The 22,091-nt window shown below is 55.1% G+C and carries 23 protein-coding genes and 1 tRNA gene; 12 read left to right on the plus strand and 12 right to left on the minus strand.

From position 1 onward, the window contains the following. Positions 1-125 precede the first annotated feature (125 nt). Positions 126-332 (minus strand): 30S ribosomal protein S21, encoded by a 207-nt coding sequence (gene rpsU, locus ACIQ5B_RS04930; RefSeq protein WP_125231027.1) that lies wholly within the window; start codon positions 330-332, stop codon positions 126-128. Positions 333-589: 257 nt separating this feature from the next. Here rpsU and ACIQ5B_RS04935 point away from each other — a divergent pair, with 257 nt between their 5' ends. Together ACIQ5B_RS04935 and ACIQ5B_RS04940 are read left to right on the plus strand one after the other, a co-directional pair. Further along, complete coding sequence (locus ACIQ5B_RS04935) at positions 590-1,354, plus strand: class II aldolase/adducin family protein (protein ID WP_397598060.1); 765 nt, start codon at positions 590-592, stop codon at positions 1,352-1,354. Positions 1,355-1,397: 43 nt separating this feature from the next. Continuing rightward, positions 1,398-1,937, plus strand: coding sequence for a (2Fe-2S)-binding protein (locus ACIQ5B_RS04940; protein ID WP_395629315.1), 540 nt, complete (start codon positions 1,398-1,400; stop codon positions 1,935-1,937). Between the two features lie 2 nt (positions 1,938-1,939). Here ACIQ5B_RS04940 and ACIQ5B_RS04945 read toward each other — a convergent pair whose 3' ends face one another. After that, entirely contained in the window at positions 1,940-2,524 is a 585-nt protein-coding gene (locus tag ACIQ5B_RS04945) for an HNH endonuclease (RefSeq protein WP_324478493.1), read from the minus strand. Between the two features lie 204 nt (positions 2,525-2,728). On the opposite strand from ACIQ5B_RS04945, the gene gluQRS reads away from it, so the two are divergent. Genes gluQRS through ACIQ5B_RS04960 form a run of 3 tightly spaced genes read left to right on the plus strand, consistent with a single transcriptional unit; the run spans position 2,729 to position 4,440 of the window. Beyond that, entirely contained in the window at positions 2,729-3,571 is an 843-nt protein-coding gene (gene gluQRS / locus ACIQ5B_RS04950; protein WP_397598076.1) for a tRNA glutamyl-Q(34) synthetase GluQRS, read from the plus strand. Positions 3,572-3,614: 43 nt separating this feature from the next. After that, on the plus strand, positions 3,615-3,842 hold the full coding sequence (locus tag ACIQ5B_RS04955; RefSeq protein ID WP_395629313.1) for a hypothetical protein: 228 nt from the start codon (positions 3,615-3,617) through the stop codon (positions 3,840-3,842). A 16-nt stretch (positions 3,843-3,858) separates the two neighbouring features. Then, the gene (locus tag ACIQ5B_RS04960) at positions 3,859-4,440 is read left to right on the plus strand and encodes a cob(I)yrinic acid a,c-diamide adenosyltransferase (RefSeq protein WP_397598061.1); all 582 of its coding nucleotides are present in this window, start codon (positions 3,859-3,861) and stop codon (positions 4,438-4,440) included. A gap of 29 nt (positions 4,441-4,469) precedes the next feature. On the opposite strand, the gene ACIQ5B_RS04965 is transcribed toward ACIQ5B_RS04960, so the two are convergent. After that, positions 4,470-5,282 carry a hypothetical protein gene (locus ACIQ5B_RS04965; protein ID WP_397598062.1) on the minus strand — a complete coding sequence of 271 codons (813 nt, stop codon included), beginning with the start codon at positions 5,280-5,282 and terminating at the stop codon, positions 4,470-4,472. Positions 5,283-5,578: 296 nt separating this feature from the next. On the opposite strand from ACIQ5B_RS04965, the gene ACIQ5B_RS04970 reads away from it, so the two are divergent. The 4 genes from ACIQ5B_RS04970 to ACIQ5B_RS04985 all read left to right on the plus strand — a co-directional run bounded on the left by ACIQ5B_RS04970 (position 5,579) and on the right by ACIQ5B_RS04985 (position 8,180). Further along, a complete protein-coding gene (locus ACIQ5B_RS04970; RefSeq protein WP_397598063.1) occupies positions 5,579-6,226 on the plus strand; it encodes an energy transducer TonB in 648 nt (215 codons plus the stop codon). Positions 6,227-6,306: 80 nt separating this feature from the next. After that, on the plus strand, positions 6,307-7,068 hold the full coding sequence (locus ACIQ5B_RS04975) for a MotA/TolQ/ExbB proton channel family protein (protein ID WP_397598064.1): 762 nt from the start codon (positions 6,307-6,309) through the stop codon (positions 7,066-7,068). Positions 7,069-7,160: 92 nt separating this feature from the next. Beyond that, entirely contained in the window at positions 7,161-7,703 is a 543-nt protein-coding gene (locus ACIQ5B_RS04980; RefSeq protein WP_397598065.1) for an ExbD/TolR family protein, read from the plus strand. A gap of 21 nt (positions 7,704-7,724) precedes the next feature. Then, positions 7,725-8,180, plus strand: a complete 456-nt coding sequence (locus ACIQ5B_RS04985; protein ID WP_397598066.1) for an ExbD/TolR family protein — start codon at positions 7,725-7,727, stop codon at positions 8,178-8,180. Positions 8,181-8,355: 175 nt separating this feature from the next. Here the strand turns inward: ACIQ5B_RS04985 and ACIQ5B_RS04990 are convergent, their stop codons facing one another. From ACIQ5B_RS04990 to ACIQ5B_RS05000, 3 genes are all read right to left on the minus strand, one after another. Further along, positions 8,356-9,672, minus strand: coding sequence for a M20/M25/M40 family metallo-hydrolase (locus ACIQ5B_RS04990; protein WP_397598067.1), 1,317 nt, complete (start codon positions 9,670-9,672; stop codon positions 8,356-8,358). Positions 9,673-9,744: 72 nt separating this feature from the next. Further along, positions 9,745-10,653, minus strand: coding sequence for a Brp/Blh family beta-carotene 15,15'-dioxygenase (locus ACIQ5B_RS04995; RefSeq protein ID WP_397598068.1), 909 nt, complete (start codon positions 10,651-10,653; stop codon positions 9,745-9,747). 52 nt (positions 10,654-10,705) lie between these two features. After that, positions 10,706-11,452: a bacteriorhodopsin-like gene (locus ACIQ5B_RS05000; RefSeq protein WP_395629598.1), complete on the minus strand. Its 747-nt coding sequence runs from the start codon at positions 11,450-11,452 to the stop codon at positions 10,706-10,708. A 184-nt stretch (positions 11,453-11,636) separates the two neighbouring features. Here ACIQ5B_RS05000 and ACIQ5B_RS05005 point away from each other — a divergent pair, with 184 nt between their 5' ends. Beyond that, positions 11,637-12,251: a LuxR C-terminal-related transcriptional regulator gene (locus ACIQ5B_RS05005; protein WP_397598069.1), complete on the plus strand. Its 615-nt coding sequence runs from the start codon at positions 11,637-11,639 to the stop codon at positions 12,249-12,251. Positions 12,252-12,391: 140 nt separating this feature from the next. On the opposite strand, the gene glnA is transcribed toward ACIQ5B_RS05005, so the two are convergent. The 6 genes from glnA to ACIQ5B_RS05035 form a co-directional block, all read right to left on the minus strand. Continuing rightward, complete coding sequence (gene glnA, locus ACIQ5B_RS05010; RefSeq protein WP_397598070.1) at positions 12,392-13,804, minus strand: type I glutamate--ammonia ligase; 1,413 nt, start codon at positions 13,802-13,804, stop codon at positions 12,392-12,394. A 47-nt stretch (positions 13,805-13,851) separates the two neighbouring features. Next, positions 13,852-14,190 carry a P-II family nitrogen regulator gene (locus tag ACIQ5B_RS05015; protein ID WP_397592023.1) on the minus strand — a complete coding sequence of 113 codons (339 nt, stop codon included), beginning with the start codon at positions 14,188-14,190 and terminating at the stop codon, positions 13,852-13,854. 174 nt (positions 14,191-14,364) lie between these two features. Then, on the minus strand, positions 14,365-16,557 hold the full coding sequence (locus ACIQ5B_RS05020; RefSeq protein WP_397598071.1) for a PQQ-dependent dehydrogenase, methanol/ethanol family: 2,193 nt from the start codon (positions 16,555-16,557) through the stop codon (positions 14,365-14,367). 71 nt (positions 16,558-16,628) lie between these two features. Beyond that, positions 16,629-17,294, minus strand: a complete 666-nt coding sequence (locus ACIQ5B_RS05025) for a DJ-1/PfpI family protein (RefSeq protein ID WP_397598072.1) — start codon at positions 17,292-17,294, stop codon at positions 16,629-16,631. Between the two features lie 82 nt (positions 17,295-17,376). Beyond that, positions 17,377-18,564, minus strand: coding sequence for an acetyl-CoA C-acyltransferase (locus ACIQ5B_RS05030; protein WP_397598073.1), 1,188 nt, complete (start codon positions 18,562-18,564; stop codon positions 17,377-17,379). An 82-nt stretch (positions 18,565-18,646) separates the two neighbouring features. Next, positions 18,647-20,383: a class I adenylate-forming enzyme family protein gene (locus ACIQ5B_RS05035; protein WP_397598074.1), complete on the minus strand. Its 1,737-nt coding sequence runs from the start codon at positions 20,381-20,383 to the stop codon at positions 18,647-18,649. A gap of 41 nt (positions 20,384-20,424) precedes the next feature. On the opposite strand from ACIQ5B_RS05035, the gene ACIQ5B_RS05040 reads away from it, so the two are divergent. Continuing rightward, positions 20,425-21,924 carry a coniferyl aldehyde dehydrogenase gene (locus tag ACIQ5B_RS05040; protein WP_397598075.1) on the plus strand — a complete coding sequence of 500 codons (1,500 nt, stop codon included), beginning with the start codon at positions 20,425-20,427 and terminating at the stop codon, positions 21,922-21,924. A 74-nt stretch (positions 21,925-21,998) separates the two neighbouring features. Continuing rightward, positions 21,999-22,082 (plus strand) — tRNA-Leu (locus ACIQ5B_RS05045). The last annotated feature ends 9 nt before the right edge of the window (positions 22,083-22,091 follow it).

Consider the following 22,091-nt stretch of genomic DNA (forward strand, 5'->3'; position numbering starts at 1 on the left):
GGCAGTTACGGACATACACATTTCCTGTTGGCTAAGTTGCGCGGTGACTAGCAGAAACTAGCCGGGATTCCAGACACAAAAAAAGCGCCGTAAAAGGCGCCTTCCTTGTTGCGGGTCGCAGACGCTTATTTCGCGCCGTCACGTTCCTGCTGCTTGCGCTCCATCTTGCGGGCACGACGAACAGCAGCGGCCTTTTCACGCGCACGCTTTTCCGACGGCTTTTCAAAATGACGACGCAGCTTCATTTCGCGATACACGCCTTCACGCTGCAGCTTCTTCTTAAGCGCGCGTAGGGCTTGATCAACATTATTGTCGCGAACCATGATCTGCATAAAAAACTCAACTCCGCATCGAATCGGCAAAATGGCTTAAAACGGCCACTTTGAAAGGCTAAAAACGAAAATCGCCGCGTTCACAGGCGGCGTGTTGAGGTGGCCCCTAACTAGGTCGCCCCCAAATATCAAGCGAAAATGGCGCTTTTAAGCATGAGGATGGAGAAATCCCTCGGCCTTTTTGCTGCGGCCAACCCCTTGCCCTTGTGCAATGTTCGTTTCATAAAGCAACGCAACGAATGAGCAGGAGAGTGCGCATGGCAACCCAATTGAAGTCTAACAGCAAATATAGCGAAGCCGAATGGACCGCGCGTCAGGAGCTTGCTGCCTGCTATCGGATATTTTCGATGTTCGGTTGGGACGAGTTGATTTTCAACCACATCACCGTGAAAGTGCCTGACGAAGACGGTGCGTTTCTGATCAACCCTTATGGCATGCACTTCGGTGAAATCACTGCGTCGAGCCTGATCAAGATCGACATTGATGGCAACAAGATCGATGCCGATAACCCATGGCACGTCAATAAGGCGGGCTTCGTCCAGCATAGCCTGTTCCATCGCACTTTGCCCGATGCCCATGCCATTATTCACACCCACACAACTGCCACCGTTGCCGTGTGCAGCCTTGAGGGCGGATTACAGCCAGTCAATTTCTACGCCTGCAACTTCATGGGCCAGCTGGCTTACCATGATTTCGAAGGCGTGACCGTGCGTGAGGAAGAAGGCACGCGATTGGTCCAAAATCTCGGCGATAAGCGGATATTGATGCTGAAAAATCACGGGCCCGTCGTGATGGGCAAGACATTGCCGGATGCATTTGTGCGGTATTGGGCGCTACAGCGGGCGTGCGAGCAACAGATTGCAACAATGCAAATGGGCAAACCAATCACGGTGCCGCCTGAAGTCATCGCGGTGCACCAGCGTGACCTGTATATGGCATCACCCCCAGGCGGTTCGGGCCGCGTTGAATTTGACGCAATGGTGCGCAAGGTTGACCAGATCGATAAAAGCTGGCGGGATTAAACACTCCGCTGCAACACCTTCAGCGTGCGTATAATGGGGCTGCATGACCAAATTCACCGTCAATGATCGCCCGGTCCAGTATAAAATGGATCCGCAAACGCCTCTTTTGTGGGCTTTGCGTGATGCGTCTAATTTGACTGGAACCAAATATGGTTGCGGCAATGGCGATTGCGGCGCGTGCATTGTGGAAGTCGACGGGGAGGCGATACGGTCTTGCCTGGTCACGATTGCCGAAGCCGAAGGACGTTTCGTCACGACGATCGAAGGCCTCAGCCGTGACCGCAGCCATCCGCTGCAACAGGCGTTTGTCGCCAGCAATGTGCCGCAATGCGGCTTTTGCATTCCGGGTATCATCATGGCGGGCGCGGTGTTGCTTAAGAAAAGCAGCAACCCAACCGATGAAGAAATAGACGCGGCCATCACGAACTTGTGCCGTTGCGGCGTGTATCCACGCCTGCGCGACGCTATCAAACGGGCCGGACGCGTTATGCGCGGCGAAGAGCGTATTGCGGCTGCGCCACCGCCGGGCATTACACCTGAAGATGCCGCGCGGGCGGTTCCTGCGCTGACGGTTACCGATTAAGTTTAACCCTGCAGCTCAATATCCCAATACAACCAGTCATGCCATGTTTCGTGCAGATGGTTTGGCGGGAAAGCACGGCCCCTGTCTTGCAATTGCCAGCTGGTGGGGCGGATCGCGGCCATGTTCAGCTGCATATGCGCTTGCTTTGGTGTGCGGCCACCTTTTTTCAGGTTGCAGTGCAGGCATGCCGTTGTGACATTTTCCCAGCTCGTGATGCCGCCCAAACGGCGCGGAACGATATGGTCAAAGGTTAGATTGTCGCCCGATCCGCAATATTGGCACTCAAACTTGTCACGCAGGAATAGGTTGAATCGGGTGAATGCCGGATATTCCGATGGCTTCACATATTGGCGCAGCGCGATAACCGACGGGATTTTCATGTCCAGTCTTGGGCTATGGACATGCCGATCATAGTTGGAAACGATGTCGACCTTGTCGAGGAACACCGCCTTAATGGCGGCTTGCCACGGCCATAGGCTCAATGGATAATAGCTCAACGGCGTGTAATCGGCGTTGAGCACCAATGCCGGGCAGTTCTCCGGGTGCCTTGCGCGGCCCGCTGCTTCGAAAGTTCCGGTATGCAACATAAGTCGAACCCTACTCCCTTTATGTCATACATGCTTTAAGCGTAACAACGTTACAGCAATCTGACAGTCATCAACCTATTTGCACATATGGTGACGTCAAGAGGGCAAAGGCACCGGATATAGTATTTTTTGGGGATATGTTTTTTGCGTGCGAATGACTTTTTGAAGCAATATCTGCCTGCGCTGCCGCAATGTGATGGCGCAGTGGTGACGCGGTTCGCGCCGAGTCCCAATGGGCGACTGCATCTGGGGCATGCCTTTTCGGCATTATGCGCGCATGATTTTGCGCGCTCGCTGGGTGGTCAGTTCCACCTGCGGATTGAAGATATTGACGGAACACGAAGCCGTGCGGAGCATGTTGCGGCGATACTGTCGGATATGGACTGGCTTGGGCTTCATCATGACGGCGCTGTGCAATTTCAATCGCAGAACATTGCAAGATATGAAGCGGCGCGGGATCGGTTGATCGCGGACGGGCTATTATACCGCTGCGTCTGTACACGAAGCGATATTGCCAATGCGCTTAAGCACAAGCCGGTGCCGCATGGTCCGGATGGCCCCCATTATCCCGGAACGTGCCGGGACAGCGACATTGACCCTTCCGTACCGCACAGCTTGCGGATTGATATGGCCAAAGCGGCGGCGCGGGCAGGGCTGTTACGTTGGATGGATTTGGCGGCTGGACCGCAATTTGCTGACCCAATGGCATTTGGCGATGTTGTTCTATGGCGCAAAGATGCGCCGGCATCATACCATCTGGCCGCAACCATCGACGATGCTGCCGATGGCGTGTCGCATGTCGTGCGTGGCCAAGACCTTTTCCGATATACCGCCATTCACAGGCTGTTGCAGAAACTGCTGGATTTGCCGGAACCCATATATTGGCACCATCCGCTGTTGGTGGACGCGAGCGGTGAAAAGCTGGCGAAGAGCAAATCCTCACCTGCGCTGTCGGACCGGCGGTTGGCGGGTGAATGCGGCGATGGACTTATTAATAATTTGCGTCAGGGCACGCTACCGCTTGGAATCTCGCTATCTCATGCCTAAATAGACGCAGCGGGGTATTGGCCCCGGACAAGGATTTCTCCCGATGACTATTTTGTTGGTTCTCCTCACCATTGGCGCGGCTGGTGCCGTGGCATTTGCACTTATCCGTGGCCTTCATGCGTTCGCTAACTTGCGACCAGCAGATGTTGACGAGGCTGGGCTTCCCAAATCGCTCACCGTACAGAACAAGATGATGTTTGCCCGCGTCAAATGGCAGGCCATTACTATCGGTTTGCTTGCTGTGCTCGTCGTGGTCGCCGGCTCGCAATAAGCGGGCGGCATCAGACATGGTCAAGCTCAACAAGATTTACACACGCACCGGTGATGACGGGACCACTGGCCTTGTAGATGGCTCGCGCGTGTCCAAGACCAACGCGCGCTTACACGCCATTGGCGAAGTTGATGAAACCAACAGCGCGCTTGGTGTGGCGCTTCAGGCACTGACAGCGGATGAGGGCGAAACGCCTTTGGTCGCTGAGTTGCGGCGGATCCAGAATGACCTGTTTGATCTGGGTGCCGATATCGCAACGCCCGGCGAAAGCTTTGAACCATCGCCGATGGAATTGCGGATTGTGTCATCCCAAGTTGAATGGCTTGAGGCAGCGATTGATAACGCCAACGAACAGCTTCCGCCGTTGACCAGTTTCATTTTGCCCGGCGGCAGCGTGGCAGCAGCGCATATGCATATGGCACGCGCCATTTCACGTCGTGCCGAACGGGCATTGGTTGCGGCATCGCTGGATGTTTCGATAAATCCGCAAGCGTTGAACTACATCAACCGCCTGTCAGACTATCTATTCGTGTTGTGCCGCCTCATCAATTCGACGCGCGGTGGTGATATTATGTGGGTGCCGGGCGCATCGCGGTGAACGCGAAGGGGTTGCGTTGATTTGTAGCCCTAACGCTTACGGCCACATGGCCCAAGCGCATCGATAACAAATTTATAGTCAGCTTGCGCGCGCGCAGCGTCTTGATCGCCCGTTGTTTCGATGCGGTCGGTTGGAAGGCTGCGCGGTAGGCCACAGGCTAGGCGATACCATAGCAATGTGAATCGTTCCGGCGCTGTCGCAGATGAATCAATGACTTCAGCTGTCGATACTGCCCACTGCTTTTGCTCATTCGGCCGACTAAGAACCGTAAGGGACACTGGTTGGTCCTTTTCGGTCTTCAGGAAAATCTGTGTCTCGCCTTCGCCGAGCACCGTTCCAGGGCTATGGAAAGCACTGGCGACACCTATGATGCGTTGCGGTGCATCACGCAGGACAGCCTCTTGTGTAATGCGGCGGACCAAAGCATCATTTGCCGGGCTGAAATTTGCGAGCGCGTTGGGGCGCGACAAACGGATTTCGCCCGTTCGGCCCGCAACGGGGCTGCCAAATAGGAACAACCGCTGTTTTTTCAATTTGGGCACTTTGCCCTTCGCATCCTTGGGCACATCCAGCACAAAGCGGACGCGGTCGGCGATGCCGCCTTCACCGCGAATCAATGCCATGACGTCCGCTTCGATCAGCATGCGTTGTAGAGATGTGGGCATGCCCAAGGCTTGTTCCGGGGCAACTTTAGCAGCTTTACGGACAGTAACATCAATGATCAGAGGCGATATGACGACCAAATCGGCAATATCCGAATAACTTGCCGATTCTGCTTCAATGGCGAGTGCAGGGGGCAGCGTGGCCACGGGTTGGGCAGATGCGGCATTGCCCAAACCCATAAAAAATAAGCATAAAATCACTTTCGCTTGCGAAATTCGCATGAAACAACCCTTCCTGAAGCCGACATCTATCGCCGTTTTTAAGTGTATCACATCGTGGCATAATGTGAACCTGTCCATGAATTGCGTCTGAATCGCAGAATCCGGATTGCTTGGCCTGTGAGGGTTGGCTAATGCGTCGATGAATCGAGTAAAAAAAAAGATAGATTTCGATATCGCGAGGGTACTTTGGGGCACGGTAAAATGTGCGTCCTTAGTGTACTATTTTGTTTTGAAGGTAGGAGAGTTGTTTCCGCATGGCATATGCTGATCAAGATGGGATGAGCACAAACCGTTTGGTTTCTGTCGTCATTGTACTCCTTCTTCACGCTTTCCTCGGTTATGCCTTGGTGACTGGCCTCGCATATGATGCGGTCGTCTCGATCAAGGAAAAGATGACCGTGGTCGACGTGAAAGAAGAAGAACCACCCGAAGAAGAAGAACCACCACCAGAGCCAGAGAAGCAAATCGAGCCTCCGGTCGTTTCGCCTCCGCCAATGGTGGTTACGGTGACGCCGCCGCCAACGGTTCGAACGGTTGATACGCCGCCGCCTGCGGCTCCAATCGTGCCGACAGCAGCGCCACCAGCGCCCCCACCGCCGCCAGCAGGTCCTACTGCTGAAGCGAGACCGCGGGGCAATCCAGGCAACTGGGCAAACACGAACGACTATCCGTCGCGTGCCTTGCAACAGGAGCGTGAAGGAACCACTGGCTTCCGCGTTACTATCGGCATCGATGGCCGTGTCATTGATTGCCAAGTTACGCAGTCAAGCGGCCATGCGGATCTCGATGCGGCAACCTGCTCCAACGTGAAGCGTCGTGCGCGCTTTGAACCCGCCGTTCGTAACGGCGAAAAGGTTGAAGGTTCCTATTCAAACCGTGTCCGGTGGCAGATACCGAAATAAATTTCTGACCCGGGAAATGGGGGAGCCTTGGTTCCGGGTCTTCTTTACCAGATAGTTCTATTTTTTGAGAGGTAGTTAAAATGTCGATTTTGTTTCTGACTGCGGCCGGCGCCGCCAACCCAGATGTGGCCGCACAATTCGGTCTTATCCCTGCGCTTAACGAAGGCGGACCGATTTCATGGTCGATTTTCATCGTCATGGTCATCATGTCTATCTTCTCTTTCTACATCATGTTCACGAAGCTTTTTGAACAGCAGAAAGTTATGAACCAGTATAAAGAGGTCCGTGCACAATTCTGGCGCGCTGCGACGCTTGAAGAAGGCGCTGCAAAGCTCGATAAGAACAGTGCATATCGCCAAGTCGTTGATGATGGCATTGCGGCGCAAAAGCAGCATGGCCTTTTGACCGACCCTATCGAAGCACATGATTGGCTGCACGGCGCAATGGCCCGTTCGGAAGATTCCATCAACAACAAGCTCGCGGGCGGTCTTCCGTTCCTCGCAACGGTTGGTGCAACGGCTCCATTCGTTGGTCTGCTCGGTACGGTTATCGGCATCTACTCGGCGCTGATCAAAATCGGTATCGCTGGTCAGGCTGACATCGGCAAGATCGCTGGTCCAGTTGGTGAAGCACTGATCATGACCGCAATTGGTCTGTTCGTTGCTGTTCCTGCTGTTCTTGCGTACAACTGGCTTCAGGCACGTAACAAGACAATCGCACGTAGCCTTTCGACCTTCTCGAACGATGTACTTGGTTACATCTCTTCGGGCGGCCGCGTTAAGCCTGCTGTTCCTGCCGCTGCTCCAGCTGGTAAGCCAGCACCTGCTGCAGCTAAGAAGTAATATTGGGTTAGGGCCGCGTTTCGGCGCGGCCCATACGTCAGCAATCGCTGGCGCTCCATTTTTGACCCAATTTATTTAGAGAGGATTGGCCAATGGCAATCAGTTCAGGAGGCGGCGGCAATGATACGCCAATGTCTGACATCAACACGACGCCGCTCGTCGACGTCATGCTGGTGCTCCTCATCGTATTCCTCATCGCAATTCCTGTCGCTATCCAGACAGTGAAGATGGACCTTCCGATCATCAAGTTCGAACCAACAAAAGCAAAGCGTGAAAACGTTCTTTTGTCGGTGACAACAACCGATGTCGGTGGTCGTGATCCCGGTGACCCGGCTTATGAAGGTGCAAACCCGAATGGCGAGTGCCGTATTTACTGGAACGTAACGCCTGTTGATTCAACCGAGTTGGTGGATCGCGCGGCGAAGCATTTGAAGGCAGAATTTGAAAAGCTCGGTGGCCCAGAAGCCGCCGCCGCTGGTCTGATCGAGCCTGATATGCTGCCAGAGGCGCACATTCGTGGTGATATCAACACACCTTATCGTTGCATCGGTGGTGCAATTTACACCATGCAGATGGCCGGTTTTGCGCGTGTTGGCTTCATTTCATCGCCGTTCGAAACTGCGAACGTGCAGTAAGTAATTTAAGGAGCAATCATCATGGCAATGAGTGGCGGTAACGATGATGGCCAGCCGATGATGGAAATGAACACAACGCCGTTAATCGACGTTATGCTCGTTCTCCTCATCATGCTGATGATCACCATCCCCCCGGTTTCGCACGCCGTAAACATCGACCTTCCGGTCAATGATCCAAATGCGCCACCACCGGAAGTTCCGATCGATCCTGTTATCAACAAGATCATCATTCTTCCGAACAGCGCAATTCAGTGGAACGGCACGCCGGTTTCGATTCAGCAGATGGAGCAGTATCTGGTCCGGACCACGTCAATGAATCCGGAGCCCGAGCTTCAGTTCCAACCAGCCCCAACGGCGCCATATGACACCGTTGATAAGGCCCTGGTTTCTGTAAAGCGTAGCGGCATCTCCAAATTCGGTTTTGTCGGCAACGAACAATATCGCGTCTTTGGCAAGGCTGCGCGTGAGGGCCGGTAGTTACCGAACCTTCCGTTAATACGACATTTAAAAAGGCGGTGCAGAAATGCGCCGCCTTTTTTGTGTCTTGCTGGCCCGTCAAATGGTGCGCGTATAAGCTGAACTCAACGCTGCTCGTCATCCTGAAACATGTTCAGGATGACGACTGCTCAGATATGTAAACTGCAGCTCCCAATCACATCGGTTTTTTGCGCGACAGCCGGCTCATCAGGATTGCTGCGCGCTTTGCCTGCCGTTTGATGCTGGCAAGGTCGACTGTCTCCCCGGGGGCGTGATCGCCTTTGCTATAGACGCCAAGGCCGACGAGGCCGTCGACATCATTGGCAACGAAGCTGATGTCGCCTGCACCGCGCTTCAACGGGTCGAGCGGCGGTTGGGCATCCAGTCCCAGATCCTGGTTCACAAGATTAAGTTGCGCCAATAACGCCTTGTTGCCCTCCGTCGGTGCCATGGCGGGATAACCACCTGGGTCAAAGCTAATCTTGGCACTGGTCTTTGGCGCAGATGCCGAAACGATGGCCTGCATCTTCTGCCGGACCCGCGCGCTTTGGTCTTCGGATAAAGTCCGGAAGTCACCGCGTGCGATGGCTATGCCGGGAATGATGTTGGTTTTCCCCTTGGCACTTGCGCGGACGCCGTCATTATCAAACGTTGCCTCTTGCCCCGCCGCAATTAAGCCGACGTTGAATGTCAGATTTGGTTCAGGCAGCTCTGTGCGGAATTGATGGATGATGCGCGCCAGTTCAAACGCTGCGCCATCGCCATAAGTGGAATCAAAGATCAGCGAGCTATGCCCGGTGACGCCTGAAACCTCCAACTTCCAACTGTTCGACGACCGGCGCGCGATAACGCCCATGTCCTTGCCATCCTCAATCGACAGTCCTTCGAAATCGAGTGCGACATCCGCAGTCTTACCGGCAGCAATCAAAGGTGCGCGGGTAATCTCGATTGGATCGCCCGCATCCTCTTCATCACCTGTCAGATGTATTTCGATATGCGCGTCCTTCAACGTACCTGCTGCTTGCATGGCGCGCAAAGCCGACACGATCACGACCATGCCGCCCTTGTCGTCACCTGCGCCCGGGCCGACGGCTTCATCGCCGTTGCGGACGAATTTCTGGAAGGGGCTATCGGCTTCAAAAACGGTGTCGAGATGCGCAATCAGTAAAAGCTTCTTTGTGCCCTTCTTGCCGGTCTTTGTTGCTACCAGGTGCCCTGCGCGTCCAGCCTTGGCCATATCCAGCCATGCCACCTTGAAGCCAAGCGGCTCTAGTTCAGCGCGCATAATATCGCCGACGGTTTTGACGCCTGCGAAGTTCATCGTTCCCGAATTCTGGTTTACCATCCGCTCAAGCAAGGCAACCGATCGTTCATATTCCGCGTCAACAGTTGCGGCCATTTTGGCTTCCGTTTGTGAAAGCTGGGCAAAGGCCGGCGTTGAAAGCGCCAAGAGCGCAACGCTGCTCATCAAAGACAGGGCTTGGAAATTCATGACATACTCCTGAAAACTACAGCCATGATGTGCCGCGCTTTGTGCGTTCGGGCAAGGGCGTTGATGCGGAGCTTATGCGGCCTGCTTTTTCGTGAGGATGTGCTCAAGGATGAAATGCGGCACCGTCAGCGTTGATATTAGAATGAATGCAGACCGGACGATCCCCATATCCGATGGAACGTTGCCTTGGTACAGGAACATCAAGACGCCTAGCCCCAATGAAAGCGCGGACACGGCAGCTACAATCGCTGCTTTTTTGAATTTCGAAATGCCACCCGTTTCACGCAGCGCGTCCGCCATATGTCGCGGCGAGTGCAGCCCGCAAAAGAAAACGGCAAATGCCACGAGCGGCGGCAGGAACAGGGCGGCTGTGATGCAGGCCAGCACTTCAAGCGCGCTTTGCGTGTCATCATGCCGGAACGCCCAATAAGCAAAGACAAGGCTGCCCAGCGCCGCCGGAACTGATGTCGCGCCAAGCAGAGCGGCGATCATTGCGCCGTTTTGGCTTCCCGTTAGCGCGGCAAATATCATCGCGACATCGTCGGGGCTGGCCAGCGCAGGCAAGGCGACCAATGCCCACCCAACCATCATGGCCAGAAACGGATCAACGCCGCCACGCCAATCGCGGCTGAAATGGACTATAGAAATGAGCAGGAATGCAATGAGCGCAAGCTCCGGAAGCTGTAGCCATAAGACGACCATAGCGGCGGCGCATCCCAGATAGCTGCCGATAATCTTGGTCCTACCGGCCCGACCGTTTTGCCCGAAATGGGCAGCAGCGATTTCGATATCCAGCGTGCCGTGGGGGATGCCTGCAAGCACGATAGCCAGAGCAGCCACCATATTGGCCTCAACGCTGTCCATGCCGCCCAGAAGGCGGTCCAGGGCAATCAGCAGCAACGTTGCTGCCGGTAACGCAAACAGGCGCAACATTTTGGACAATGTCGCGCCTGCAGAATGCGGATATAAAATAATATTCATACAGGAATGTACGCCGCCATAGCGGCATACGTCCACTGTTTATCCGAAGGCCTTAGCCATATTCGGCTTGCGACTTGCGCACGGCGATCATGTAGATCAAGACGCCGACGCCTGCCTTTGCGATCAAGTCAGCGATTGTGTAGCCGACTTGTACGCCAACGGTTACGTCAGAACCGCTCAGATTGGTGTACGGGATCATGTATACGATCGGGTAGAAACCCCATGATGCGAAGGTCAGCAAGCGTGCTTTCTTTACCAGTTCGCGTACATTTTCTGGTTGGTTGTTGATCGATGCACCAAGACCGGCGAAAAGCTGCCACATGATGTAGACAAACGGGATTGCCGACAATGTGCCCCACAATACGCGGGTTGGAATGTCCGTTGCGATTTCACCTGGGTAGCCCAAAATGATCATCAATGCAGCGGCGCCGCCAAGCTTGAACGACTTCGAGACGGTTTCTTCTTGGCTCAAACGCATCACGAGGATGAGTTCGATGAGAAGCAATGGCACGGTGAGCAACCAGTCGACATAGCGATAGGCATCGTTAAATGCATAGCCGCTTGCGGTCACTATGCCGTCTTTAACGGAATATGCGCCTTCCCAGCTCTCGAAAATACGGAAATAGTGATACGCAGCGATGGCGGTAACCAAGCCGGAAATAGTGAGCGCTGTCTTGTAGGCTGGGCCCACTTGCGAGCGGCCGAGCCACAAAAACAGCGTTGCTGCTGCCATAGTGGCAAATGTAAATGAGAATGCATTATAGACCAAGGAATACTGGCCAAAAGTTAGATTTTCCACGTTATTCTCCCCCTTTGCGACATCATTTCGGATATCGGGGCGTTTTTCATAAACGCTGACCTGGGGACAACAACCTAACCTTTATACCATGTTTTTGTGATATGGCCCTCGACATCGCGGAACTGGCATATATAATGGTTAACGCTGAAATGCGCCTATGGGGGTACGCGGGAGGCACTGTAATTTGGACGTTTTGGGCCGTTCTAACGAGAAACTAGACGCGCTAATCGCGAATAGCCCGATAGCGTCGGTGATCAGCGACCCGCGTCAAAACGGTAATCCAATCATTGCCTGTAATGCTGCGTTTCTTGAGCTGACGGGCTATGCGGAACATGAAATCATTGGGCGGAACTGCAAATTTTTGGCCGGTCCAGAGACTGAACCTTGGTTAACCGACACGATCAGCAATGGCGTTCAACGACACGCCCCGGTCATGGTCGAAATTTTGAACTACAAACGCGATGGCACACCCTTTCGTAATGCAGTGCTGGTTGCGCCGTTGTTTGACGAAGAAGGTGAACTTGAGTTCTTTCTTGGTTCTCAGGTCGAACTTGAGCCCAGTGCGCCAGTGTCTTACGAGAGCCGCCATGCTGCGGCCGCGACGGCGGTCAAGGCATTGTCACGGCGGCAGCGCGAAGTGTTGGCCGAAATGGCGCTGGGCCATTTGAACAAGCAAATCGCCTTCCGGCTTGGGCTCAGCGAGCAAACGGTCAAAATGCACCGTGCGTTGTTGATGGAGCGGTTGGGCGCAGCCTCAACTGCCGAAGCCATCCGCATTGCGGTAGAGGCCGGGCTTTAATCTGCGCATTTGCTGTAACGGCGGCTAATGAACTGCCTCGGCAAGACGTGGCGTCAAGGACGCAATGACTAGCCTCCAAATAAAAAGGCCCGGTAGTCCCCCAACCGCCGGGCCTTACGCTAATGATCCGATGCGTGGGATCAGTAGCTATAGTACATGTCGAATTCGACAGGGCTTGGCGTCATTTCCCAACGGGCGACGTCTTCCATCTTCAATTCGATATAGCTGTCAATCTGGTCCTTCGAGAACACGTCACCCTTCAACAGGAAGTCGTGATCAGCAGCCAAGCACTCCAGCGCCTCACGCAGCGAACCGGCTACGGTTGGCACTTCAGCAAGCTCCGCTGGTGGCAAGTCATAGAGATTCTTGTCCATGGCGTCGCCGGGGTGGATCTTGTTCTGAATGCCGTCGAGGCCAGCCATGAACAAAGCCGCATAGCACAGATATGGGTTCGCCATTGCGTCCGGGAAGCGGACTTCAACGCGCTTCGCCTTGGCACCTGCACCATATGGAATACGGCATGAAGCCGAGCGGTTGCGCGCCGAATATGCGAGCAACACTGGCGCTTCATAACCGGGCACCAAACGCTTGTAGCTGTTTGTGGTCGGGTTTGTGAATGCGTTCACGGCCTTGGCATGCTTGATGATGCCGCCGATGAAATATAGGCACATGTCCGAAAGACCGGCATAGCCGTCGCCTGCGAAAAGCGGGGTCTTGCCTTCCCAGATCGATAGGTGGGTGTGCATACCCGAACCATTGTCTTCCTTGATGGGCTTCGGCATGAACGTTGCGGTCTTGCCATAGGCATGTGCGACCTGATGCACGACATATTTGTAGATCTGCATACGGTCCGCGGTCTGTGTCAGCGTTCCGAACGTCAGGCCAAGCTCATGCTGGGCTGCGGCAACTTCATGGTGATGCTTGTCGCAAGGCAGGCCCATTTCGAGCATGGTCGAAACCATTTCGGCACGGATGTCCACTGCGCTGTCGACGGGCGCGACGGGGAAATAACCACCTTTTGCACGGGGGCGATGGCCCATATTGCCGCTTTCATATTTGGTGCCGGTGTTCGTTGGCAGCTCAATATCGTCGATCTTGTAATATGACGTGTTGTAGCTGTTTTCGAAACGCACATCGTCGAACATGAAGAATTCGGCTTCTGGACCGACATATACGGTGTCGCCGATGCCTGTGGTTTTCAAATAGGCTTCAGCGCGCTTTGCGGTCGAGCGCGGGTCGCGGCTGTAAAGCTCGCCCGTTGATGGCTCGACAATATCGCAGAAGATGATCATCATGGGCGTGGCGGAGAATGGATCTACGTACACGGCATCAAGATCAGGCTTCAGGATCATGTCGGATTCATTGATGGCTTTCCAGCCTTCGATGGACGAACCGTCGAACATCAGGCCGTCTTCCAACTCGTCTTCGCCGATTACGCCTGCGCACATGGTCAGATGCTGCCATTTGCCCTTGGGATCAGTGAAACGGACATCGACCCACTCGATCTCCTCATCTTTGATACGCTTGATAATGTCCTTAGCTGAGGTACCCATTTTACTTTCCTTCTTTGGCTTGTCTTTTTTGGATATTTTGGATTTTTTTAAACGGCGTCGTTATCGCGTTCGCCGGTGCGAATGCGCAGCGCGGTTTCGACAGGGATGACGAAAATCTTGCCGTCACCAATGCGCCCCGTCTGGGCCGCTGCAGCAATGGCTTCGACGACGCGTTCGGCCAGGCCATCTTCAACGACAACCTCAAGCTTTACCTTCGGCAAAAAGTCGACGACATATTCCGCGCCCCGATACAGTTCGGTATGGCCCTTTTGACGGCCAAAGCCCTTGGCTTCCGTAACAGTGATGCCCGAGACGCCAACTTCGTGCAGCGCTTCTTTCACCTCGTCCAATTTGAATGGCTTGATGATCGCTTCGATCTTTTTCATGGCTTTTCCCTTTAGGGCGCGTGAGGCGGATGCTCCGCGCGCGCGGATGATGTATTAAGCATATCAAGTATCGTGCCAAAATTGACCAGCACCAAAACCCGTTGTTTTGGGCCATATAGTCCATGGCATCTGCCTAAATTTTAGGCAGATGCCAGATTCATGGGCAGCAGTTTTTTACTTTGCCGCCTTTTTTGGTCCACCGCTTAATACGGCATCATTTGCCTTGGCATAATGTGCACGGCTGACAACATAAGCGCGCATTTGCTCGGCTTCTTTCGCTGTTAACACGCTGCTAAAGCCGACCATGCCATTGCCCTTCAATATGCCGTCAATCACAACCGATTTCCAGGTTGCGGCATCGGCAATCACGCCAGATTTACGCAGGTCAGGCAGCACGCCGTTCCCGACCGCGCCGGGTCCGTGGCAGACGAGGCAATAGCGTTGGAAATTCGATGCGCCCGCAGCGATATCTGCTGGCGTGCCGAATTGCGCTGGCGGTGCCCACACATGGGCTGGCGCTTTCGGCACTGGTGGCAAGGCTGTTTTTCCGCCCAGCTTCAGAACGATCAGGCGGGGGATGTTGGGAACCGCAGCGCTGGTGGAGCCTGCATAACCCGATACCAGCGGAAACGCGCCGCCCTTGCTGGTCAGGAAGGCGACATATTGTTCGCCGTCCACCGTATAGGTCGATGGGCCGGACAGCACCCCTGACTGTACGTTAAGGTTCAACAGTTGCTTGCCGGTATCGGCAGCATAGGCACGGAACTCGCCCATTGCCGTACCTTGGAAAACCAAATTTCCGGCCGTAGTCATCGTCCCGCCATTCCATGAGGCGGGGTGGTCGACCGTCCATTTTGCTTTGCCGGTCTTGGGGTCGAACGCGACAAGCTTGCCGGTCGTGGCCGCTTTCACAGCCTTTACGAAATTGATGTCATCGGGAAGGTCCGCCGTTGCCATCGCGCCGCCAATGTTGAAACCAAGTGGCTTGCGCTCTTGTTCATTTGGCGCAACCGGCGGCATATACGCGCCGCCAATGTACTGCGCAGGAATGTAGACCAGTCCAGTGGCGGGGTTAAAGCTCATCGGGTGCCAATTATGCGCGCCCAGCGCCGAAGGGTTCGCCAAATAGAGCTTACCGGTTTTTTCATACCGCGCTGCAGGGTTTTCGATTGGGCGCCCCGTTTTCATGTCATAGCCGGTTGCCCAAGTGATGCCGTCGATGAACGGGTTGGCTGACAACAACTTGCCGTTCAGGCGATCAATGGTGAAGAAAAACCCGTTCTTTGGCGCGTGATACAGAACTTTGCGTTCTTTGCCGCCGCGGGTTTCCGTCGCCAATATGATCGGCTGGGTCGCGGTGTAATCCCAGCTTTCGGCGGGTGTCTCCTGATAATGCCAGACATATTCGCCCGTGTCGGGTTTCAGCGCGACGATGGACGAGAGGAACAGATTGTCGCCTTCGCCATTGGAACGAATACCATGGTTCCACGGATTTCCGTTGCCGACGCCAAGGTATAATTGGTCCAGTTCGGCGTCATAGACGATTGCGTCCCAAACGGTGCCGCCGCCGCCACTTTCGCGCCAGTCACCCTTTTTGGGCTTGGAACTCCATGTTTTGGTTGCTGCTGTTTTTAAGATCTTATCGCTCGCGGCATTGTCGGGCTCACCCTTGGGATTGGGCGTGGTGTAAAAACGCCATGCCTGCTTGCCGGTCGCGGCGTCATATGCGGTCACATAACCGCGCGCGCCGAACTCTGCGCCGCCAAAGCCAATAACCACCTTGTCCTTTACGACCCGTGGCACGCCTGTGATGGTGCCGTTGGATTTGAGGTCAAGCGTTTGGACACTCCACAATTGCTTGCCCGTGGTGGCGTCCAAGGAAATCAAACGTCCGTCGATGGTTCCGACAAAAACGCTGCCTTTCCAGAACGCAACGCCGCGGTTGACCACGTCGCAGCAGGCTTTGACCCCGCGTGCTTTGTCGACTTCGGGATCGAAGCTCCACAATGGTTTGCCGGTTTTGGCGTCATAAGAAAATACTTTGGACCAGGCAGTCGAGACAAACATTTTGCCATCGACAACCACGGGTGTTGCTTCCTGCCCACGCGCATCTGGCAAGTCAGCGAACCAAGCAATGCCCAGATCCTGCACATTGCTGTCGTTAATTTGGGTAAGCGGGCTGTGCCGTTGCTCATTATAATTGAAACCCGTCATCGCCCAGTTTGAGCCATCACCGCCGGTTTTCAAATAATCACCGTTAATCTTAGCGAATGCAGGCACATCGGTCGGGCCTGCTATTTTTTGGCAAGAACCCAATAATAATGTCGCGCCAGCAAATGCGGCTGCGAACCAAAGTTTATTTGTCATATTTTTCTCCCCCTCGACAGAAAGGCTATGCCGTCGAATAGGCTTCGTCCAGTGGGAATTTAACTGACGGGTTAAATTATCTTTTTTATGGCGCTTTCCATCTCGGTTGCGGCCTTTTCATAGACGCGCGCGCGCAGGTTTGACAGTATCGCATCAGGTGCGCTCGCGGGCGTTCCGCCGCTAAACGGTGGTGCTGGGTCATATTCCAGCGCGAGCTGGATGGTCCGTGCAACATCTTCGCCGGCAATGTCTGAAATCAGTTCAAGCGCGAAGTCGATGCCTGATGTGACGCCGCCTGCAGTCACCAAATTGCCATCGCGAACAACGCGCCCGGGGCGATGTATTGCGCCAAACATCGGCAACAAATGTGTGTAAGCCCAATGGCATGTCGCGTCTTTGCCGCGCAGCAAATCGGCTGCGCCCAATATGAAGGCACCGGTGCACACGCTGGTGATATATTGCGCCCCGCGTGCTTGCGTGCGGACGAAATCGACGATCTGCGCATCAGCAATGGCGTCGCGCACACCATGGCCGCCCGGCACGCAAATTATGTCCGCCTGCGGGCAGTCTGCGAAGCTGGATCGCGGCAGAATGGAAAAGCCGCTATCGGTGGTAACTGCCGCGCCCGTTTTGCTGACCACATGAACATCCGCGCCCGGCAATCGCGACAGGAATTGCACAGGCCCTGTGAAATCGAGTTGCGTGACATTGTCGAAGAGGACGAAGACGATATTCATGGCGCATACTTAACCTGCGCGCGGCAAAAAACAAAGGGCCGCCGGATTTCTCCGACGGCCCAAAGGTCGCAAATGGTATCGATCAGATAAGTTCGATCGCCAAAGCCGTCGCTTCGCCGCCGCCGATGCAAAGCGATGCGAGGCCGCGTTTCTTGCCATGGCGCTGAAGCGCGGCCACCAAGGTTGTGATGATCCGCGCACCCGATGCACCAATGGGATGGCCCAATGCCGTGGCGCCGCCATGAACGTTAATCTTGTCATGCGCTATGCCAAGGTCGTGCATTGCAAACATCGCGACGCAGGCAAATGCTTCATTCACTTCGAATAGGTCAACGTCGGCGATGGTCCAGCCAGCCTTGGCCAAGCATTTATTGATAGCACCGACCGGAGCGGTGGTGAATGCCGATGGCTCCTGCGCGTGCGCCGCGTGCGCGACGATACGCGCAATGGGTTTTTGTCCATTGGCGTCGGCGACCGATTGGCGCGTGAGCACTAGCGCAGCGGCACCATCCGAGATCGACGAGCTGGTGGCGGCCGTGATTGTGCCGTCCTTCGCAAAGGCAGGCTTGAGCGTTGGAATCTTATCGGGCAAGCCTTTACCAGGTTGTTCGTCGGTGTCGACGATCACGTCGCCCTTACGTGTGGCAATAGTCACCGGAACGATTTCCGCCTTAAACGCGCCATCTGCAATCGCGCTTTGCGCGCGGCGTAACGATTCAAGCGCGTAAGTGTCCTGTCCTTCGCGCGTAAGCTGATAATCATTCGCTGTGTCTTGCGCGAACGTGCCCATGGCGCGGCCCGCCTCATATGCGTCTTCAAGTCCATCAAGGAACATATGGTCATAAGCGGTGTCATGACCGATGCGCGCGCCACTGCGGTGCTTTTTCAGCAAATAGGGCGCGTTGGTCATGCTTTCCATGCCGCCGGCGATGACATAATCGACTGAGCCGGCGGCAAGTGCCTCGCTGCCCATGATGACGGTCTGCATGCCCGAACCGCAAACCTTGTTCACCGTCGTTGCTTGCACAGATTTGGGTAGGCCCGCTTTAATCGCGGCCTGACGGGCAGGGGCTTGGCCAAGCCCTGCTGGCAACACACAACCCATGTAAATGCGCTCAATCGCCGCGCCATCGACGCCAGCGCGTTCAACCGCGGCCTTCACCACAGTCGCGCCAAGGTCGGTCGCAGAAACGTCCGCCAACGTCCCTTGCATGGCCCCCATTGGGGTGCGGGCGTAGGACAGGATGACGACAGGATCGGCGTTGTGCATGGGAGATTCCTTTGATTTTGATTTGCCGCCTTATAGGGCGGGCAGCATCAAAAACAAATGTGAATCCGCCCAGTTTGCTGGGTTAGAACAAGGCCTTCAAATCGCGTTTCAGGATTTTGCCATTGGCGTTGCGTGGCAAGGTATCCTCGGTGAAGATGATCTTCACCGGCACTTTGAATTTTGCCAATCGTGCGCTGACATATTCGCGCAGTTCATCCTCGCTTGCGGTCATGCCGGGCGCCAGATGGACCACGGCTGCTGGTTCTTCGCCCAGTGTCTGGTGCGGAATGCCAATCAGCGCGGCATCGGTGACCGCGGGATGTTCGTACAAGATATTTTCGACTTCAGACGAATAGATATTCTCGCCGCCGCGAATGATCATGTCCTTGGCGCGATCAACGATGAAGCAGAAACCTTCGTCATCGACGCGGGCAAGATCGCCTGTGCGCACCCAGCCATCGACAAATGTTTCTGCGGTGGCGTCCGGACGGTTCCAATAGCCTTTGACGATTTGCGGGCCGCGTGCCCACAATTCGCCGACTTCGCCAACAGGCAATTCAAACTGGCCATCCTCTGACATGATTTTCACGTCCGAGACTGCAACCGCCGGACCACAGCTGTCGGGGCGATTCAGATAATCTTCGGCAACATGCGAGGTAACCGTCGCCATGGTTTCGGTCATGCCCCAGCCATTGCCCGGGAATGCGCCGAATATTTCGTAGATTTTGCTGACAAGCTCTGGCGCGGACGGAGCACCGCCATAGCTTATCGCGTCGATTGAGCTGAGGTCATATTTCTCGCGGTCGGGGTGCTCGATTAACTGCCAAGCGATGAACGGCACGCCGCCCGTGGCGTTGATCTTTTCGCGCTCGATAATCTCGAATGCCTTCACGGTATCCCATTTGTGGAGAAGCACGATCTTGTGCCCTGCTTGAATCGTGGGAATCATCGATGCCGAACACGCGGTGACATGGAACATCGGAATGACCAGCAGGCTCGCCCTTATGCTGGGCTCGGGCAGAGGATCGCCACGGCGCAACATAGTCGCAGCGCCGGAATAGGCGCTGGAAAAGCCATTGGTCAGCAGGTTGCGGTGCGAACCCAAAGCGCCCTTTGGCTTGCCGGTCGTCCCGCTGGTGTAGAAAATGGTGGCCGCATCATCTGGCGCAATCGCCACGTCAGGCAATGGCAGGTCAGCCAAATCGGCGTAGCTTTTTGGACTGCCAATGATGCTTTCGAGCGTGATGGCGGGCTCGGCCATTGCCGCTGTCCCCGCGCGTGCGACCATGACATGCGCGAGCGCAGGCATCTCTGCTTTGTAGGGCGATATGCGGTCCCAGCGTTCTGCGTCGCAGATCAGAACCGCTGCACCTGAATCGGCCAGACCAAAGGCAAGCTCTTCGCCTGTCCACCATGCGTTTAACGGCACGACGATCGCGCCCGCGACTGCGGCCGCAAAAAAGGCGACTGGCCATTCAGGCAGGTTGCGCATGGCGAGGGCAACGCGGTCGCCCTTTTTTACGCCACGTTCTTGCAACGCATGGGCGAGGTTCGCGACCGCGCGGTACCAAGCCGCGTAGGTGACGCGCTCATCCTCATAGACCACAAATTCGCGGTCCCCGAATGATGCGTTGGCGTGTGCGGCCAGTACCGCAAGATTGGGTAAGGCGTTTTTCCAGACGCGCGTTGGCACACCTTCAATGTCGACTGTGTCCATCTCGAACGGCATGCCAGGTGCACATAATGCAGCCTTTACCTGATCTCGTGTCATGACGGGCCAACCCGCAGGTGGTGTCCACTTTTTACCGGCCTCAATCATGTTCTCTCCAATATACGCGCCATGCTTTGTGCATGTTGGACATGTCGATACGCCAAAATGGTTTTCATTTGCAACGCTTCACGCTAGCAATTCATCAACTGGTTAAATGGAGAGAGAAAATGACCGCAAATATGCAGACTGTGCTCGAAAAGCAGCGCGCAGCATTTACCGCAGCAATGCCAGAATCGATGTCCGTGCGCCGTGACCGTATCGACCGCGCGATTGCGATGCTGATCGATCATGCCGAGGATTTTGCAAAGGCCGTTTCTGCTGATTTTGGTCATCGTAGCCGCGAACAAACGCTGCTGACCGACATCATGCCGTCTGTGAGCGCGATGAAGCATGCGAAGAAGCATTTTGAAAGCTGGGCCAAGGGTGAAAAGCGCAAGCCAACTTTCCCGCTAGGTCTGCTCGGTGCCAAGGCCGAAGTTGTTTACCAGCCAAAGGGCGTTGTCGGCGTTGTTGCGCCATGGAACTTCCCCGTTGGTATGGTGATGGTCCCGATGGCGGGTATTCTCGCCGCCGGTAACCGCGCGATGATCAAGCCATCCGAATTCACCGAGCGCGTGTCGGCATTGTTCGAAGAGCTCGTGCCACAATATTTCGCTGAAGAAGAAATGGCCGTTTTCACTGGCGGCGCTGAAGTCGGCATGGCGTTTTCAAAACTGGCATTCGACCATATGATATTCACCGGCGCGACCGGCGTGGGTAAGCATATCATGCGCGCGGCAGCGGACAATCTCGTGCCTGTTACGCTTGAGCTTGGCGGCAAATCCCCCACCATTATTGGCCGAAGTGCCGATACAAAAAAGGCGGGCGAGCGCATTGCCCTGGGCAAGATGATGAATGCGGGTCAAATCTGCCTCGCGCCCGATTATCTGTTGGTGCCCGACGACCAAGAGCATGATGTCATCGCGGCGGTGAAGGCTGGCGCAATCGCGCAATATCCCACTTTGCTGCACAATGATGATTATACTTCGGTTGTGAACGGCCGAAATTATCAGCGGCTTCAGGGCTATTTGGACGATGCGCGTGAAAAGGGCGCTGAGCTCATCGAAATCAACCCTGCGGATGAGGATTTTGTCGGATCAAACGGCAACAAAATGCCGCTGACGATTGTCCGCAATGTCACCGACGACATGAAGGTGATGCAGGAAGAAATCTTCGGACCGATTCTGCCGGTCATGACCTATTCGTCGATGGATGAGGCGATCGATTATGTAAATGCACATGATCGTCCGCTTGGCCTATATTATTTCGGAACGGACAAGGCCGAGGAAGAGCGCGTGTTATCGCGGACCGTCTCTGGCGGCGTAACGATCAACGACGTCGTCTTCCACAATGCGATGGAAGATCTGCCCTTTGGTGGAGTCGGGCCGTCGGGCATGGGCAATTATCACGGCGCAGACGGGTTCAAAACCTTCAGCCATATGCGTGCGGTCTATCGTCAGACAGGCGTTGATGTTGCTGGAATTGGCGGATTCAAGGCGCCTTATGGCAAAGCGACGCTGAAGACACTCGCTAAGGAACTTAAGAAATAAGGATGCGCTTGCATCGGGGCGGAGGCTCGGTTAGAGGAGCCTCCGCTTCAACGGGTTCGTCCTGACGAAGATGTGCCCCAGTGGTGGAATGGTAGACGCGCTGGATTCAAAATCCTGTTCCGAAAGGAGTGCCCGTTCGAGTCGGGCCTGGGGCACCACCATATTTT

Origin of the sequence: Sphingorhabdus sp. (assembly GCF_044374345.1) — a bacterium.
Taxonomy (GTDB): Bacteria; Pseudomonadota; Alphaproteobacteria; order Sphingomonadales; family Sphingomonadaceae; genus Sphingorhabdus_B.

Excerpts from the sequence above, each read along its gene's own strand:
- rpsU (WP_125231027.1), bottom strand. The coding sequence starts at position 332 with ATGCAGATCATGGTTCGCGACAATAATGTTGATCAAGCCCTACGCGCG.
- ACIQ5B_RS04935 (WP_397598060.1), top strand. The coding sequence starts at position 590 with ATGGCAACCCAATTGAAGTCTAACAGCAAATATAGCGAAGCCGAATGG.
- ACIQ5B_RS04940 (WP_395629315.1), top strand. The coding sequence starts at position 1,398 with ATGACCAAATTCACCGTCAATGATCGCCCGGTCCAGTATAAAATGGAT.
- ACIQ5B_RS04945 (WP_324478493.1), bottom strand. The coding sequence starts at position 2,524 with ATGTTGCATACCGGAACTTTCGAAGCAGCGGGCCGCGCAAGGCACCCG.
- ACIQ5B_RS04955 (WP_395629313.1), top strand. The coding sequence starts at position 3,615 with ATGACTATTTTGTTGGTTCTCCTCACCATTGGCGCGGCTGGTGCCGTG.
- ACIQ5B_RS04960 (WP_397598061.1), top strand. The coding sequence starts at position 3,859 with ATGGTCAAGCTCAACAAGATTTACACACGCACCGGTGATGACGGGACC.
- ACIQ5B_RS04965 (WP_397598062.1), bottom strand. The coding sequence starts at position 5,282 with ATGGGTTTGGGCAATGCCGCATCTGCCCAACCCGTGGCCACGCTGCCC.
- ACIQ5B_RS04970 (WP_397598063.1), top strand. The coding sequence starts at position 5,579 with ATGGCATATGCTGATCAAGATGGGATGAGCACAAACCGTTTGGTTTCT.
- ACIQ5B_RS04975 (WP_397598064.1), top strand. The coding sequence starts at position 6,307 with ATGTCGATTTTGTTTCTGACTGCGGCCGGCGCCGCCAACCCAGATGTG.
- ACIQ5B_RS04980 (WP_397598065.1), top strand. The coding sequence starts at position 7,161 with ATGGCAATCAGTTCAGGAGGCGGCGGCAATGATACGCCAATGTCTGAC.
- ACIQ5B_RS04985 (WP_397598066.1), top strand. The coding sequence starts at position 7,725 with ATGGCAATGAGTGGCGGTAACGATGATGGCCAGCCGATGATGGAAATG.
- ACIQ5B_RS04990 (WP_397598067.1), bottom strand. The coding sequence starts at position 9,672 with ATGAATTTCCAAGCCCTGTCTTTGATGAGCAGCGTTGCGCTCTTGGCG.
- ACIQ5B_RS04995 (WP_397598068.1), bottom strand. The coding sequence starts at position 10,653 with ATGAATATTATTTTATATCCGCATTCTGCAGGCGCGACATTGTCCAAA.
- glnA (WP_397598070.1), bottom strand. The coding sequence starts at position 13,804 with ATGGGTACCTCAGCTAAGGACATTATCAAGCGTATCAAAGATGAGGAG.
- ACIQ5B_RS05015 (WP_397592023.1), bottom strand. The coding sequence starts at position 14,190 with ATGAAAAAGATCGAAGCGATCATCAAGCCATTCAAATTGGACGAGGTG.
- ACIQ5B_RS05020 (WP_397598071.1), bottom strand. The coding sequence starts at position 16,557 with ATGACAAATAAACTTTGGTTCGCAGCCGCATTTGCTGGCGCGACATTA.
- ACIQ5B_RS05025 (WP_397598072.1), bottom strand. The coding sequence starts at position 17,294 with ATGAATATCGTCTTCGTCCTCTTCGACAATGTCACGCAACTCGATTTC.
- ACIQ5B_RS05030 (WP_397598073.1), bottom strand. The coding sequence starts at position 18,564 with ATGCACAACGCCGATCCTGTCGTCATCCTGTCCTACGCCCGCACCCCA.
- ACIQ5B_RS05035 (WP_397598074.1), bottom strand. The coding sequence starts at position 20,383 with ATGATTGAGGCCGGTAAAAAGTGGACACCACCTGCGGGTTGGCCCGTC.
- ACIQ5B_RS05040 (WP_397598075.1), top strand. The coding sequence starts at position 20,425 with ATGTCGATACGCCAAAATGGTTTTCATTTGCAACGCTTCACGCTAGCA.